Below are 13,692 nucleotides of genomic sequence, written 5' to 3' on the forward strand. Positions count from 1 at the left end.
CTTATTCAGACTTACACAGAAATTATTCGTCCTTGCTGTTCTCTCTTCATGCTGATTTATCTTATGATACTGGTTTTACTCTGCTTAGTGCACTCTGGAGATTCTGATGGATAAAAGATATCAGGTGTTTGTAAGTTCTACCTATACTGACCTAATCGAAGAACGCCATTCAATAATGCTTACTCTAATGAAAATGGATTGTATCCCTGCCGGGATGGAACATTTTCCTGCCGCTGATGAGGAACAGTGGAATTTTATTCAGCGTATTATTGATTATAGCGATTATTACCTTCTTATCATTGGTGGAAGATATGGTAGTTTAGATGAAGATGGAATCAGTTTCACCGAAAAAGAATATGACTATGCCGTTTCAAAAAATATAAAAGTTGTGGCATTAATTCATGGTAGTCCAGAAAAAATTACATTTCAGAATTCTGAGCAAGATCCTGTACTGATAAATAAATTACAATCCTTTAGAAATAAGGTGAAAACGAAAAGACTAGTAGAGTTCTGGACTGATGCAAATGAACTTCCAGGAAAGGTGGCATTAGGAATTATGCATGCACGTACTATGCATCCGGCAATAGGGTGGGTTAGAGCAAATCGCATCTCAAACGAAGAGAATTTATCTGAGTTAATAAAGGCTAGAGATGAGGTCGATTTATTAAATAGAGAGTTGGAAAAGTTAAAGTCTAACAATTCAATAAGTGACTTTGGGGATGATGTGGCAGATTTTTCAGATAGTTTTCCTCTTCATTATAGCTTGGTTAGTAATAATTTCAAAATCCCTACGAACAGCGTTGTAACTATATCAATTGCTAGAATTTTTAATAGTATAGCTGTGTCGATGGGCGATGGTTGTAGCTATGATGATGTCAGTAAATCTCTTAATAGATTAATTTTAAAGGCGGCGGGTATTATTGGATATAATGTGATAATAGATGACGATGATATTAAAACCATAAAGTTTCATTTTGTTGCAGTTGGTCTAATAGATATAGATAGGGAATGGTGGACTCTAACTGAAAGTGGATTTCGTAAATTAAAAGAGCTTAGGGTTATAAGAAAAAAATAAATAACTGATGGTTTTTCTATCCTACTATTCTGCAGGATTAGCCATGTTACTCGACTTAATGTGGCTTTCATTCTTATTAATAAATTATAAAATTTTATTCGCGTCGAGATATTTTTTGATGTTTTGTTTTTCTTTTGGGGTTTATAAGTTAATAGATTTTATCGGGTTTTTATTTCTATGCTCACAATGGATAATATAATATATGGCTGAGTGAGTTTATTACTTAATTTTCATCTCACTGTTGATGTTTTTTAAAAATAAAACATGGCTCATTAAATAAAAAATATATAGATATAATCTTATATTCTTGTTGGCTGTGTGAGAAGTAAGTGCATGAAATATATTTTCATTAGAGTGTTTACTATTGCGATATGCCGAATGGTGGCTATTGGTTTTAATTTGTGCTAAAGATTTATAATAGGTTGCAGTTTATATATTTCAAATGCATGCATGAATATTTCCCCATGTGATATTAAAAAATACATTCAGTTATTATGTGTTATGACTTTGAAATATGGGTAGTGAACTTGGGAAAATAGCAATTATTTTTCTATATAGTCGATGTAATCGGTTATTGGAACACAAACTTGTGCGAACAAGCCAGTTCACGTAATCTGCTAGTATACAGGAATTTACTGTAATGACTCGGGGTGCCCTTCTTTGTGAAGGCTGAGAAATACCCGTACCACCTGATCTGGATAATGCCAGCGTAGGGAAGTCACGGTATGCCCACCGGTTGCCGCCTTCTTCCACGCCGGTTGGGAGACCTATGAACACGCAACCCGCCGACTTTTCTGCCGCTCAGGCAGCAACATCACTCACCCAATTTCGTTCTGCTTCACCGCTGGTGCACTGCTTGACCAACGATGTGGTGCAATCTTTTACTGCTAACGTACTGCTGGCGCTGAATGCGTCGCCTGCGATGGTGGTCGATCCTGAAGAAGCCGCGCAGTTTAGTGCAGTCGCCGATGCGCTGCTGATTAATGTCGGGACGCTGGATCGTACGCGTGCTGAAGCGATGCGAGCGGCGGTGAACAGCGCACATCAGGCGGGTACGCCGTGGGTGCTCGATCCGGTTGCTGTAGGCGGTTTAACCTTTCGTACTGAATTTTGCCGCGAATTGCTGGCATGGAAACCCGCGGCGATTCGCGGTAATGCGTCCGAAATCATGGCGCTTGCCGGGTTAGCTGCGCAGGGAAGAGGTGTGGATAGTGCTGATGATTCGTTGGCTGCGCTTCCTGCTGCGCGTGAACTGGCTCGGCAGGTGGGGACGATTGTCGCGGTGACCGGAGCGGTGGATTATGTCACAGACGGTGAGCGCGATATCGCGGTAACGGGTGGTGATAGCATGATGACGCGCGTGGTTGGTACGGGCTGTGCGCTGTCTGCGGTGGTCGCGGGATTTTCTTCTCTGGAAGGTGATCGCTTATCCCATGTTGCGGCGGCATGCTATGTCATGGCGTTAGCAGGGCAGCAGGCGGCTTCAGTGTCACAAGGCACAGGAAGTTTTATCCCTAATTTCCTCGATCGACTCTATACCCTGCGCGCGGAGGATCTGGCATGAAACGTATCAATGCGTTGACGATTGCAGGTACCGATCCGAGTGGTGGGGCGGGTATTCAGGCGGATTTAAAAGCGTTTTCTGCGCTGGGTGCTTACGGCACGTCGGTCATTACCGCGCTGGTGGCGCAAAATACGCGTGGCGTGCAGTCGGTCTACCGGATTGAGCCGGATTTCGTCGCGGCACAGTTGGATTCTGTACTGAGCGATGTGCGTATCGATAGCGCCAAGATTGGTATGCTGGCGCAGACCGATATTGTCGAAACTGTTGCCGAGCGCCTGCGTCATTACGCGGTTCCTTTCGTGGTACTGGATACCGTGATGTTGGCGAAGAGCGGCGATCCGCTACTCGCGCCGGAGGCGGTAGAGTCGATCCGTCGTGAGCTGCTGCCGCTGGTTTCCCTGATTACGCCCAACCTGCCGGAAGCCGCTGCGCTGTTGAATACGTCGCCTGCCGCCAACGAGCGGGACATGCGCGAACAGGGGGAAGCGCTGCTGGCGATGGGCTGTCAGGCAGTATTGATGAAAGGCGGTCACCTTAGTGAAGCGGAAAGCCCGGACTGGTTGTTCAGTCGGCAGGCTGAACCACAGCGTTTTAGCTCCCCACGTATTAATACACGTCATACGCACGGTACCGGCTGCACGCTGTCTGCCGCGTTGGCGGCGCTGCGACCACGTCACGATAGCTGGGGCGAGACGGTCAACGCGGCGAAGGCGTATTTACAGCTGGCGTTACAGCAGGCCGACACGCTGGAGGTTGGGCACGGAATCGGCCCCGTTCATCACTTCCATCACTGGTGGTAAATATTGCGTACCCTAAATAATTCGAGTGGCGTGAAGGCGGCAATCGCACGAATCCCCAGGAGCTTACTCAAGTAAGTGACTGGGGTGAGTAAGTGAAGCCAACGCACACGCAGCTTGAAGTATGACGGGTATAAGTAAATCGACTTGTATTTTGCGTGACATATTTGTCAGTAATTTCAAACTAAATTAAGCGTATTTCGGCGTGACAGTGCGAGTGTGTCCGGTTATTTTGCTCTGAAATCTTAGCGTTAATATGAAATGGGATGTGGGGATAACATATGGCAGGTTCTGCTCGCAGTGCGATGGCTGCCAAGGCGCTTCAGACGATACTCAATATCGGCCTGTTGGCGCTGGCAACCATTTTGGTGATTTTTTTAGTTAAGGAAACGTTTCATCTGGCGAAGGTGCTATTGATCTCCAGCGAGAAAGATTCCTCCTATCAACTGATAGAAGGCATCGTGATCTATTTCCTTTATTTTGAGTTTATTGCGCTGATCGTGAAGTATTTCCAGTCCGGCTATCACTTCCCGCTACGCTATTTTATCTACATCGGCATTACGGCCATCATTCGCCTGATTATTGTCGATCACAAAAGCCCGTCGGATACGCTGGTGTATTCCGCGGCGATCCTGCTGCTGGTGGTGACGCTGTATCTGGCAAACAGTAATCGCCTGAAGCGAGAATAATCAAAACGCGCCGCTATTCCAGCAGCGAGCACTGGGGCGGTAGCCGACAGTGAATCGCTGCGGGAAGCACCTCAATGCAGAAGCGTTTAGCGGTGAGCGGTTCGCCATCCAGATTAAATGTCATATCATCGGGGGCGGTGATCTCCAGCCAGGGCAGGGTTGCGGAAATCATGTTCTGGTTTTCGCTGCCGGTAAACCAGGCCTGAAGCATATTGGGCAGTAACTCCGTTGCAGACAGCACGCTCAGTTCCAGCAGCCCATCGTTGATCAGCGCCTCTGGGCAAAGCTGCTGTCCGCCACCGGCCTGACGGCCATTCCCTACTGCGATAACTAGCGTATCGCCCGCCCAGTGAAAATCCGGCCCGTGAATCTCACAGCGCTCGGCTTGCAGCATATCCATACGAAAAAGCGCGTGTAGTACGTAAGAAGCACTCCCCAGTGCCGCCTTCATCTTGGCGGGGGTCTCAGTGGTAATACGCGTGGCAAAGCCGCCCGTCGCCATATTGATGAAATAGTGTTTGTCGTTCACTTTAGCGATATCAATGGCGGTGGCGCGGCCTTTGATCGCCAGCGTCAACGCGTTGTGCATCTCCATCGGAATCTGACAGCTGGTGGCAAAATCATTAGCGGTACCCAGCGGCACAATCCCCAGATATGGGCGAACCGCTTCTGGCTGCACCGCTAACGCTGCGGCAACTTCATTGACGGTGCCGTCGCCACCCGCGGCGATTACGTTATCCGCGTTGAGCTGGATGGCCTCTTCTACATAGCGTTTGGCATCGCCGTATTCCCAGGTGACGCGGACATGCAGCGTAGAGCCGTCCTTGCGTAGCTCACCGATGGCTTCGCGAAGTTCTTCATTACCTGAACTTTTCCCATTCAAAATCAGCAGTGTGATTGGATTTTTTTCCATGTCGTCTTTCTCTGGCTGCGATGTTGTTAATACGAAACGTTGCAGTTAATCATAGTCATTAAATCGGCAGGTAGACATCAGAAGAATCGGTGAATATACCCGTCATACTTCAAGTTGCATGTGCGTTGGCAGCGCTACTCGGCACACTGGTGTGTGCCTCGCCCCGTTGGGGCCGCTGCAAGCAGCGTTTAAATCTACCTCTGGCAGATTTGTCAGTCACCCGAATCACTTACCTGAGTAAGCTCATCGGGATGAAATGAGAGACATCCAGTCTCTCACCGGAGGCCAGCCGTCGGCTGGTCAAATTCGTTCCCGACGAATTTGTCCCTCTCTTGCCGCGTTATTTGGCCTTATGGCCTCACCCCTTCGGGGTCAGCGCAAGCGCTGTTCAAAACGCTAACGTTTTGTCCTGAAACTCGAATTATTTAGGGTATGTTTGCGGTGGGAAATACGTGATCGAGAGAAAAAGAAAAGCCAGCTCAAGGGAGATTGAGCTGGCCAAGGAGGTGGTTCCTAGTAGTATCACTACGCTTATTTTTCGTTCTATGTTTTCTCAGCGACGCAATACTAACCACAAGACCAGCGAATTGATGTGATCTGTTTCTAATATTCGTTAAAAAACCCTGAGCTTTGTAACGATAACCTCAGACGGTTAAGCGTACTTACTCGTGGCCGGGAAAAGGCGATGGTGGGGGGGTACCGTAAGGAAGCGCTGTTTGATTAGGACATCGCCGGATGGCTGTGCATCCGGCGATATTACGGGATTATTCCGCGTTAGGGTTACGCGTAGTGGTGCCCGGCAGATTGCGCAGCAATAGCGCATAGTCGAGAGAGACATCGTCCGGCACCGGCAGATAAACAATATGGCCGTTACCCGGCGCAACCTCGGTCGGCTGCCCTTTGACATTCTGCATCGATTCGATGATGAATTGAATATTGCCGTTTGGCGTCATCATTTCCACGCTGTCGCCGCAGGAAAACTTGTTCTTCACCTCGACTTCAGCCAGACCATCGCGACGAACGCCGGTGAATTCACCGACAAACTGCTGACGATCGGAAACGGAATAGCCGTAGTCGTAGTTTTGGTAATCTTCATGCACGTGGCGACGCAGGAAGCCTTCGGTGTAGCCACGGTGTGCCAGACCTTCTAGCGTTTCCAGCAATGTCGAGTCGAACGGCTTACCTGCGACAGCATCGTCGATGGCGCGGCGATACACCTGTGCGGTACGGGCGCAATAATAGAATGACTTGGTGCGGCCTTCGATTTTCAGTGAATGGACCTGCATTTGCGTCAGGCGCTCAACGTGTTGGATCGCACGCAGATCGCGGGAATTCATGATGTAGGTGCCGTGCTCGTCTTCAAATGCGCTCATGTATTCGCCGGGGCGCAGATTTTCTTCCAGCATAAAGACTTTGTCGGTCGGTTCACCGATGCCTAGCGCCGGTTCAACGTTTTTCACCACGATAGGTTCGTGCTGATGGACGATGTTCCCGACCTCGTCTTCTTTACCTTCCTGAACCTTATATTCCCAGCGGCAGGCGTTGGTGCAGGTGCCTTGGTTTGGATCGCGTTTGTTGATGTAGCCGGACAGCAGGCAGCGGCCTGAGTAGGCCATGCACAGGGCACCGTGAACGAAAATCTCCAGTTCCATATCCGGGACGTTCTGGCGAATTTCCGCAATCTCTTCCAACGACAGTTCGCGTGACAGAATCACACGCGTCAGCCCCATCTGTTGCCAGAATTTCACCGTCGCCCAGTTGACCGCGTTGGCCTGAACGGAAAGGTGAATATCTATCTGTGGGAAGTTTTCACGCACCAGCATGATCAAACCCGGATCGGACATGATCAGCGCATCCGGCCCCATTTCGATGACGGGTTGCAGATCACGCAGGAAGGTTTTCAGCTTGGCATTGTGTGGCGCGATGTTAACGACCACGTAGAATTTCTTGCCCAGCTCATGCGCTTCGTTAATGGCTTGCGCCAGCGTCTGATGGTTGAATTCGTTATTGCGCACGCGCAGGCTGTAGCGAGGTTGACCGGCATAAATCGCGTCCGCGCCATAGGCAAAGGCGTAGCGCATATTTTTCAGCGTACCGGCCGGAGAAAGCAGTTCCGGTTTAAACATGGTATCTCTCGATTCTGATCACAAGTCAGGCTGCTCCACGGCGGGAGCAGTAAAGGCGGAGGATTCTAGCGCTAATAGGGGGAAATTGCAGTAGACGGCACACGAAACGTGGGCCTATTGTTTGACGTAAATCAATTTTTTGACCTAAATAAAGAATGGCCTGCCATAAACAGAGCAGGCCAGATTTCGCTGTATTAACGCGTGGCGGTACGGGATGTGCCGAGGGTTTCGCGGTTGTGCGGCTGGTATAAATCAACCTGTGGGCCAACCGGTACGATCTGTGTCGGATTCAGCCAGGCAATGCCGTAATAACCCGCTTTGATGTGGTCGATATTGACCGTCTCCGCAATACCCGGCCACTGATACAGTTCGCGCAGGTAATGTGATAAGTGTGGATAGTCGGCAATACGTTTCAGGTTACATTTGAACGCGCCGTGGTAAGCCACGTCAAAACGTATCAGCGTCACAAATAAACGCCAGTCGGCTTCGGTCAGCGTGTCGCCCAGTATGTAACGATGACTGCCCAAATGATCGTCTAGTTCGTCCAACGTGGTGAAAAGCGTGGTGACTGCATCGTTATAGTGTTCCTGCGTTTTGGCGAATCCCGTCTTATACACGCCGTTATTGACGTTGTGGTAGACGGTTTCGTTCCAGCGGTCGATCTCGCTGTGCAGTTCCGATGGGTAGAAATCGAGGTGATTGCCGGTCAGGTCGTTAAATTCGCTGTTCAGCATGCGGATGATATCCGCCGATTCGTTGTTCACGATACGGCCTTCCACCCGATCCCACAGCACAGGCACGGACACTTTTCCGGTATAGTCGGGTACGCTCACGGTATATAACTGGTGCAGATAGTGAATCTCGCCTGCATGCTCACCGGCATCCTGTGGCGTTGCAAATTCCCAGCCGTTATCTGCGATACGCGGATTGGCAATCGAGAGCGAAATAATGTTCTCCAGCCCTTTCAGCTTGCGAAATATCAGCGTGCGTGATGCCCACGGGCAGAGATAGGAAACAAAAAGCTGGTAACGACCGGCCTCTGGCACCAACTCGGTTTGTCGAAATTTAGTTTCTTCGCGATGGAATGCCCCGTTTTTGATCTCTTCAGCCGCAACATCGCCGTTAACCCATTTGCCATTCACTAAGCCTGACATATATTTTCCCCTGTCTATTGTTTTCAAATCACATTCTTTTGAAGAGCAACTGTTTTGCAGGTCAATTGCTTGCAAATCAATTGCTTTCAAAACCAATGGCGTTGAAAAATCAATCGTGTTGCAGATAACCTGTGCCACGCATGTGATGCGGGTGGATACCTGTCATTATTGTAGGCTTGAAATGGTAACAGCAGTGTGAAAAGAGAAAATGACAAAATTTTCATTAAGTCGGACAGTATTTTTGACTGGCATGAGAAAGCCGCAGTTAGCGATTTGCCGCCAGCAGGCCGTAGAGCGCAGAATCAGACACTTCGCCATCTACGATCCAACGCTGCTTTAACAACCCTTCCTGCGTGAACCCTAGTCGTTCCAGTGATTTGGCTGAAGCCACATTACGGGGATCGATTTCGGCTTCCAATCGGCTTAGCCCCGCCGTTTCAAAGGCAAAATCCCGCAGGGCAGAGAGCGCCTCCGCCATATAGCCTTTTCCTTGTGCGCTTGCTGCCAGACAGTAGCCGATCTCTGCGCGTTTAGAGTCAATCTCAAGGTTGAACAGCACGCAGGTGCCGATCAGCTCTCCACTCTCTTTGATTTCCAGACCGAGTTTCATGTACTGTCCGGCACATAGCGCGCTCCAGTATTCGTCAATCGCGTCATTGGCCTGTTCGATCTGTTGCCAGGGCGGATGATTCCAGAAGCGCATGACGACTGGATCGGACATAAAGACGAACAGCGCAGGGGCATCATCACGATAGAGCGGGCGTAGCAGCAGGCGAGGTGTCTGGATTTTGGTGGTTTCGGAAAATAGCGCAGTCATTATCGTGAAAGCCTCTTTTCGTGGGAAATGGGTTGTTGTGCAATGAAAGACGGTTACTTTGACAGATGGTTGGCTTGCAGCGCGGCAATATCACCCGCAGCGATGGTTTCCAGATGACGCGTGATTTTTTCTATCGGCCAGTTCCACCAGCACAGCGTTTCCAGTGTCTCGATGACGTCCGGTGCAAAACGCGGCTTCAGGATTTTTGCCGGATTGCCGCCGACGACCGTATACGCGGGTACGTCGGAAGTGACCACTGCGCGTGAAGCAATAATGGCACCATTTCCGATGTGGATGCCGGGCATGATCAGCGCGTCATAGCCAATCCAGACATCATTGCCGATCACGGTGTCGCCTTTGTAAGGTAGATCTTCTGACTTAGGCGTCACCTTCTCCCAGCCGTTGCCAAAAATCTGAAAGGGATAAGTCGACAGGCCGGAAAGCCGATGATTGGCGCCGTTCATGATAAATTTTGCGCCACGTGCGATGGCACAAAACTTACCGATGATTAATTTATCGCCGATAAACGGATAGTGATAGAGCACATTTTTTTCGAAATTTTCCGCGCCATCGGGATCGTCATAATAGGTGTAGTCGCCAATCTCAATATTCGGGGTGGTGACAATATTCTTGATAAAACACACTTGGGGGAAACCGGCCATCGGATAGCGGTTATCAGGATCGGGTCCGTTCAAATTAGGCTCCATAACATCATAAGACGGTTGGACTTATACCTCATTGCAGGGCGCGGCTTCCCAGCGATAGCCGATGCCATACACCGTGCGGATAAATGAGGTTTCTTCATCTAGCTGTTCCAGCTTACGGCGCAGGTTCTTGATGTGGCTGTCGATGGTGCGATCGGTCACGACGCGATAATCGTCGTAGAGTTTATCCAGCAGTGCCTCGCGTGAAAACACCTTGCCCGGCTCGGTGGAGAGCGTCTTTAGCAGACGAAACTCCGCTGGCGTCAGGTCAAGATTCTGCCCCAGATAGCTGGCCTGAAAGCCGCTTTTATCAATCAACAGCGCCGTCTCGCTTTTCTCTGCGGCTTTCACTCCGTCGTTCTGCCAGCCGCAGCGGCGCAGTAGTGTCCTGACGCGCACGACGACTTCGCGCGGGCTGAAGGGTTTACAAATATAATCGTCAGCACCAATTTCCAGCCCCAGCAAGCGATCGATCTCTTCGCTGCGGGCGGTAACCATGATAATCGGCACGTTGGAAAACTGGCGGATGGTGCGGCAGAGCGTCAGGCCGTCGCAGCCCGGCAGCATCAAATCCAGCAAAATGAGTGAAGGGGAATGTTGCCGTACCCATTCGACGACATCATTGCCGTTAGGCAGCCAGTGTGTGGCGTAGTCTGCGGCCTGAAGGTAATCCACCAGCAGTTGCCCCAATTTGGGCTCATCTTCGACGATCAGAATCGGTGGCGCCATAGCGGAATCGGATGCGGTTGTCATAGCTCTGCTTATCTTCGTTTTCGGAATAGGCTCTTAATCAGGTTCGTGCGACGGAAATTCGATGGTAATCATCACTCCCCCTAACGGCGAATGTTCAGCATACAGCCGTCCGCTATGCGCCTCAACGATATTATTGCAGATAGCCAGCCCCAGCCCAGAACCGCCGCTGGCGCGGTTGCGCGAACTTTCTGCACGGTAAAAACGCTCGAAAATCAGCGTAAGCTGCTCGTCGGTGACGCCGGGGGCGCTGTCCTGCCAGATAATGGCCCAGTGCTTATGCTGCTGAACAAGGGTAATCGCTAATTGACCTTGTTCATCGGTGTAACGCAGGCTGTTTTCCAGCAGATTGTTAAATAATTGACTTAGCCGATCTGGATCGCCAAAAACACCAGCCTGCGCGGGTAAATCGGTGGTGAGCATAATCTGCTTTTTCTGGAAGCGTTCATGAAACGCGGCGATAGCAATATGTAGAATTCGCACGACGTCCACAGACGTTTTGCGGTAGGCCAGTGCCCCACGATCGGACAGCGTGAGCTGATGCAGATCGTCTACCAGTTTGGTGAGCGTTGCGACCTCCGACTGAAGCGAATGCAGAGAATGTGCATCGGGTTTGCGCACGCCATCCTGCAAGGCTTCCAGCTCACCACGTAGCACTGCCAGCGGCGTGCGAAGCTCGTGGGAGACATCGGCCATAAACGCCCGGCGCGACTGTTCATTTTTTTCCAGCGTTTTGGCAAGCTGATTGAAATCCTGTGCCAGCCTGCCCAGCTCGTCGTGCGAGCTTGCCGTTACCCGCGTGCTGAAATCCCCCGACGCCAGGCTGTGCACGCCGCTGACCAGCCGTTTGACGGGGGCAAGCAGGCCGCGCGCAGTCAACCAGGTAGCGATAATGGCGAGCAGCATCGAGAGTGCGACAATCAGCCAACTGGTGCGCTGTTGCTGCTGATCGAAACTGATGTCGGCGTTGCGGGTCAGGCGTTCAACGGGCGAGGCGACAATCCAGCCGACCGTCTGATTCTGTACCTGAATGGGCTGCGAGGTGCCTTCATTGGGGATCGGGGCTGGCGATCCGAACAATTTGCGTTTGCTTGCATCTAGCACCCAGATACGTACCCGCCATCCTTGCATGCTGTTGTCGGTGTCGTTGTTCTGATCCATGGAGTGCAGCATTTTGAACACCAGACGTTCATTGTTACGCAGGAATGACCAATCGCCGTGTAGCTGATATTGCTCTGCCAGCGCATCGCGCAGCTGCGTAACCCGCTGTTCATTGCCGCGCTTAATGTAGTCGATAAAGCCGCGCTCGAAGCTGACGCGTACGCCCCAATGCATGGTCACCAGCACCAACATGCAGGTGGCGAAAATCGCGAGGAACAGCTTGGCGGTGATTCCGAATTTCATAACGACCTCACGATTTACGCGCTAGCGTTGACTGTTTTACGGTGTCAGGCGGAACACGATTAAAAATCAACGCAGGCAGAGCGATGATGACGACCATGCTGAGATAGGTGTAGAGAAACACCGTATGGGTTGCTCCACTTTCTGCCGCGATATGTGGTTGAGAAAATATGCCGAGCAGAATACCTGCGATGCTCACCCCCAGACTGGTGGAAAGCTGCATGGTCATCGACAGCAGACTATTGCCGCCGCTGGCAAGGGGATCCGGCAGATCTTTCAGCGTCAGCGTGTTCATCGTGGAGAAACGAATGGCGTTCACTGTACCGAGGAAGAACAGGACAATCGGGATCATCCAAATCCATTGCATCAGTGCGACCAGAGCAAATAGCGCCGTGATCAGTGCCAGCAACAGCGTGGAGACAATCAGCACACGGCGATAACCGAGTCTGTTGACGATCTGTACTACGATTCGCTTCATTCCCATGCTGCCAAGTACCATTGGCACCATCATGAGTCCAGCATGGAACGGGGAAAACCCCATTCCTAACTGCAAAAACAGCGGTGTCATAAACGGTAGCATACCGCTGCTGATACGTGCCAAAAGCCCACCGGTCAGGCCGATAGAAAAGGTATGGGTGTCGAACAGACGTAGATTGAACAGCGCCCGTTCGTTACGACGAGCGTGCAGCCAGTAGCTCAATAGCGCGATGAGCCCGATGGCAATCAGCGCGAAAATGGCAATCGGCGGAATACCAAGGCTACGATTACCGTCCAGTGCTAGCGTCAGAGTCGCCATGCCGACAGCCAGCCAAACGAAACCGCTGATATCAAAGCGCTGGGTTTGCATGGTGTAATTGGGCATCAGGAACCAGGTTGCCAGCGCGCCGATAATGCCAACGGGCAAGTTGATGAGGAAAATCCAGTGCCAGCTGGCGTACTCCACCAGAAAGCCGCCGAGCGCAGGTCCCAGTAATGGGCCGATCTGGCCGGGCAGCGTCACGAAGGTCATTGCTGCCATGTACTGATCGCGCGGGACGATTTTCATCACCGTCAGGCGTCCTACCGGCACCATCATCGCGCCGCCAATACCTTGAATCACGCGTGAAATCAGCAGTTCATCCAGTGTTTCCGAACGGGCGCACAGCAGCGACCCTAGCGTAAACAGCAGAATCGCGGCGAAAAAGATGTTCTTCACACCGATGCGATCGGCCAGCCAGCCGCTGGCGGGCAGCATCACCGCCACGGTCAACACATAGGAAACGATCACCGAATGCATATGCAGAGGGCTTTCATTCAGACTCGCGGCCATAGACGGCAGCGCGGTATTCACGATGGTGGTATCCAGCGTCTGCATAAAAAAGCCAAAGGCAACAATCCAGAGCTGCCAGCGGACGGAGGCGGAATTCATCATGTTTCAGATTCCCCCTGACTAAGTGATAAATGGACAGCTGGTGAATACATATGCCTACACCCGATTGTGTAACTTGTTATTTTGGCAAGGTTTCGTGTGCTGAGTATTTTCCTTGGCGTAAATTATGCTGAGGGAAAGGCAGACTCTCGGATAAGCGGCATGGATGCCGCGCAAGCCGATGCCGCGTCTGGAACGCGTCAGCGGCGGTCCGCAAAGAGGATTCTTTTCCCGAAGGCACCGCACAGCGGCATAATTTCCCGCCAAAAAAGCCAGGGTTCCAAGGGCGACGGC

At 51.0% G+C, this 13,692-nt stretch carries 12 protein-coding genes and 1 riboswitch; of the genes, 4 read left to right on the forward strand and 8 right to left on the reverse strand.

The annotated features are described in order from the left end of the window. Positions 1–106: 106 nt before the first annotated feature. From DUT67_RS06530 to psiE, 4 genes are all read left to right on the forward strand, one after another. Positions 107–1,075, forward strand: a complete 969-nt coding sequence (locus tag DUT67_RS06530; protein WP_113626640.1) for a DUF4062 domain-containing protein — start codon at positions 107–109, stop codon at positions 1,073–1,075. A gap of 636 nt (positions 1,076–1,711) precedes the next feature. Next, a riboswitch (TPP riboswitch) is annotated at positions 1,712–1,808 on the forward strand. Positions 1,809–1,844: 36 nt separating this feature from the next. Continuing rightward, on the forward strand, positions 1,845–2,639 hold the full coding sequence (gene thiM / locus DUT67_RS06535) for a hydroxyethylthiazole kinase (RefSeq protein ID WP_113632930.1): 795 nt from the start codon (positions 1,845–1,847) through the stop codon (positions 2,637–2,639). Then, positions 2,636–3,439, forward strand: a complete 804-nt coding sequence (thiD, locus tag DUT67_RS06540) for a bifunctional hydroxymethylpyrimidine kinase/phosphomethylpyrimidine kinase (protein ID WP_113632929.1) — start codon at positions 2,636–2,638, stop codon at positions 3,437–3,439. Before thiM ends, thiD begins: the two co-directional genes overlap by 4 nt. A 278-nt stretch (positions 3,440–3,717) precedes the next feature. Continuing rightward, on the forward strand, positions 3,718–4,125 hold the full coding sequence (gene psiE / locus DUT67_RS06545; RefSeq protein WP_005970095.1) for a phosphate-starvation-inducible protein PsiE: 408 nt from the start codon (positions 3,718–3,720) through the stop codon (positions 4,123–4,125). Positions 4,126–4,138: 13 nt separating this feature from the next. Here psiE and yegS read toward each other — a convergent pair whose 3' ends face one another. The 8 genes from yegS to DUT67_RS06585 all read right to left on the reverse strand — a co-directional run bounded on the left by yegS (position 4,139) and on the right by DUT67_RS06585 (position 13,401). Further along, positions 4,139–5,038 (reverse strand): lipid kinase YegS, encoded by a 900-nt coding sequence (gene yegS, locus DUT67_RS06550; RefSeq protein WP_113632928.1) that lies wholly within the window; start codon positions 5,036–5,038, stop codon positions 4,139–4,141. A 764-nt stretch (positions 5,039–5,802) separates the two neighbouring features. Next, positions 5,803–7,164: a tRNA 5-hydroxyuridine modification protein YegQ gene (yegQ, locus tag DUT67_RS06555; RefSeq protein WP_113626636.1), complete on the reverse strand. Its 1,362-nt coding sequence runs from the start codon at positions 7,162–7,164 to the stop codon at positions 5,803–5,805. Positions 7,165–7,358: 194 nt separating this feature from the next. Further along, complete coding sequence (locus DUT67_RS06560; RefSeq protein ID WP_113626635.1) at positions 7,359–8,318, reverse strand: glutathione S-transferase family protein; 960 nt, start codon at positions 8,316–8,318, stop codon at positions 7,359–7,361. A 265-nt stretch (positions 8,319–8,583) separates the two neighbouring features. Further along, positions 8,584–9,135, reverse strand: coding sequence for a GNAT family N-acetyltransferase (locus DUT67_RS06565; protein WP_113632927.1), 552 nt, complete (start codon positions 9,133–9,135; stop codon positions 8,584–8,586). Between the two features lie 53 nt (positions 9,136–9,188). Continuing rightward, positions 9,189–9,842, reverse strand: a complete 654-nt coding sequence (locus DUT67_RS06570; protein ID WP_113632926.1) for a Vat family streptogramin A O-acetyltransferase — start codon at positions 9,840–9,842, stop codon at positions 9,189–9,191. 21 nt (positions 9,843–9,863) lie between these two features. After that, positions 9,864–10,592, reverse strand: a complete 729-nt coding sequence (gene baeR / locus DUT67_RS06575; RefSeq protein ID WP_113632925.1) for a two-component system response regulator BaeR — start codon at positions 10,590–10,592, stop codon at positions 9,864–9,866. Between the two features lie 33 nt (positions 10,593–10,625). Then, on the reverse strand, positions 10,626–11,993 hold the full coding sequence (baeS, locus tag DUT67_RS06580) for a two-component system sensor histidine kinase BaeS (protein ID WP_113632924.1): 1,368 nt from the start codon (positions 11,991–11,993) through the stop codon (positions 10,626–10,628). A gap of 7 nt (positions 11,994–12,000) precedes the next feature. Then, entirely contained in the window at positions 12,001–13,401 is a 1,401-nt protein-coding gene (locus tag DUT67_RS06585) for an MFS transporter (protein ID WP_113632923.1), read from the reverse strand. Between the last annotated feature and the right edge of the window lie 291 nt (positions 13,402–13,692).

The sequence above is a fragment of the Pectobacterium peruviense genome (assembly GCF_003312355.2).
Lineage (GTDB): Bacteria > Pseudomonadota > Gammaproteobacteria > Enterobacterales > Enterobacteriaceae > Pectobacterium > Pectobacterium peruviense.

What these genes read in the sequence shown, in the direction of transcription:
- yegQ (WP_113626636.1), bottom strand. Translation starts at nt 7,164, where the DNA reads ATGTTTAAACCGGAACTGCTTTCTCCGGCCGGTACGCTGAAAAATATG.
- DUT67_RS06530 (WP_113626640.1), top strand. Translation starts at nt 107, where the DNA reads ATGGATAAAAGATATCAGGTGTTTGTAAGTTCTACCTATACTGACCTA.
- baeR (WP_113632925.1), bottom strand. Translation starts at nt 10,592, where the DNA reads ATGACAACCGCATCCGATTCCGCTATGGCGCCACCGATTCTGATCGTC.
- baeS (WP_113632924.1), bottom strand. Translation starts at nt 11,993, where the DNA reads ATGAAATTCGGAATCACCGCCAAGCTGTTCCTCGCGATTTTCGCCACC.
- thiD (WP_113632929.1), top strand. Translation starts at nt 2,636, where the DNA reads ATGAAACGTATCAATGCGTTGACGATTGCAGGTACCGATCCGAGTGGT.
- DUT67_RS06570 (WP_113632926.1), bottom strand. Translation starts at nt 9,842, where the DNA reads ATGGAGCCTAATTTGAACGGACCCGATCCTGATAACCGCTATCCGATG.
- psiE (WP_005970095.1), top strand. Translation starts at nt 3,718, where the DNA reads ATGGCAGGTTCTGCTCGCAGTGCGATGGCTGCCAAGGCGCTTCAGACG.
- yegS (WP_113632928.1), bottom strand. Translation starts at nt 5,038, where the DNA reads ATGGAAAAAAATCCAATCACACTGCTGATTTTGAATGGGAAAAGTTCA.
- DUT67_RS06560 (WP_113626635.1), bottom strand. Translation starts at nt 8,318, where the DNA reads ATGTCAGGCTTAGTGAATGGCAAATGGGTTAACGGCGATGTTGCGGCT.
- DUT67_RS06565 (WP_113632927.1), bottom strand. Translation starts at nt 9,135, where the DNA reads ATGACTGCGCTATTTTCCGAAACCACCAAAATCCAGACACCTCGCCTG.
- thiM (WP_113632930.1), top strand. Translation starts at nt 1,845, where the DNA reads ATGAACACGCAACCCGCCGACTTTTCTGCCGCTCAGGCAGCAACATCA.
- DUT67_RS06585 (WP_113632923.1), bottom strand. Translation starts at nt 13,401, where the DNA reads ATGATGAATTCCGCCTCCGTCCGCTGGCAGCTCTGGATTGTTGCCTTT.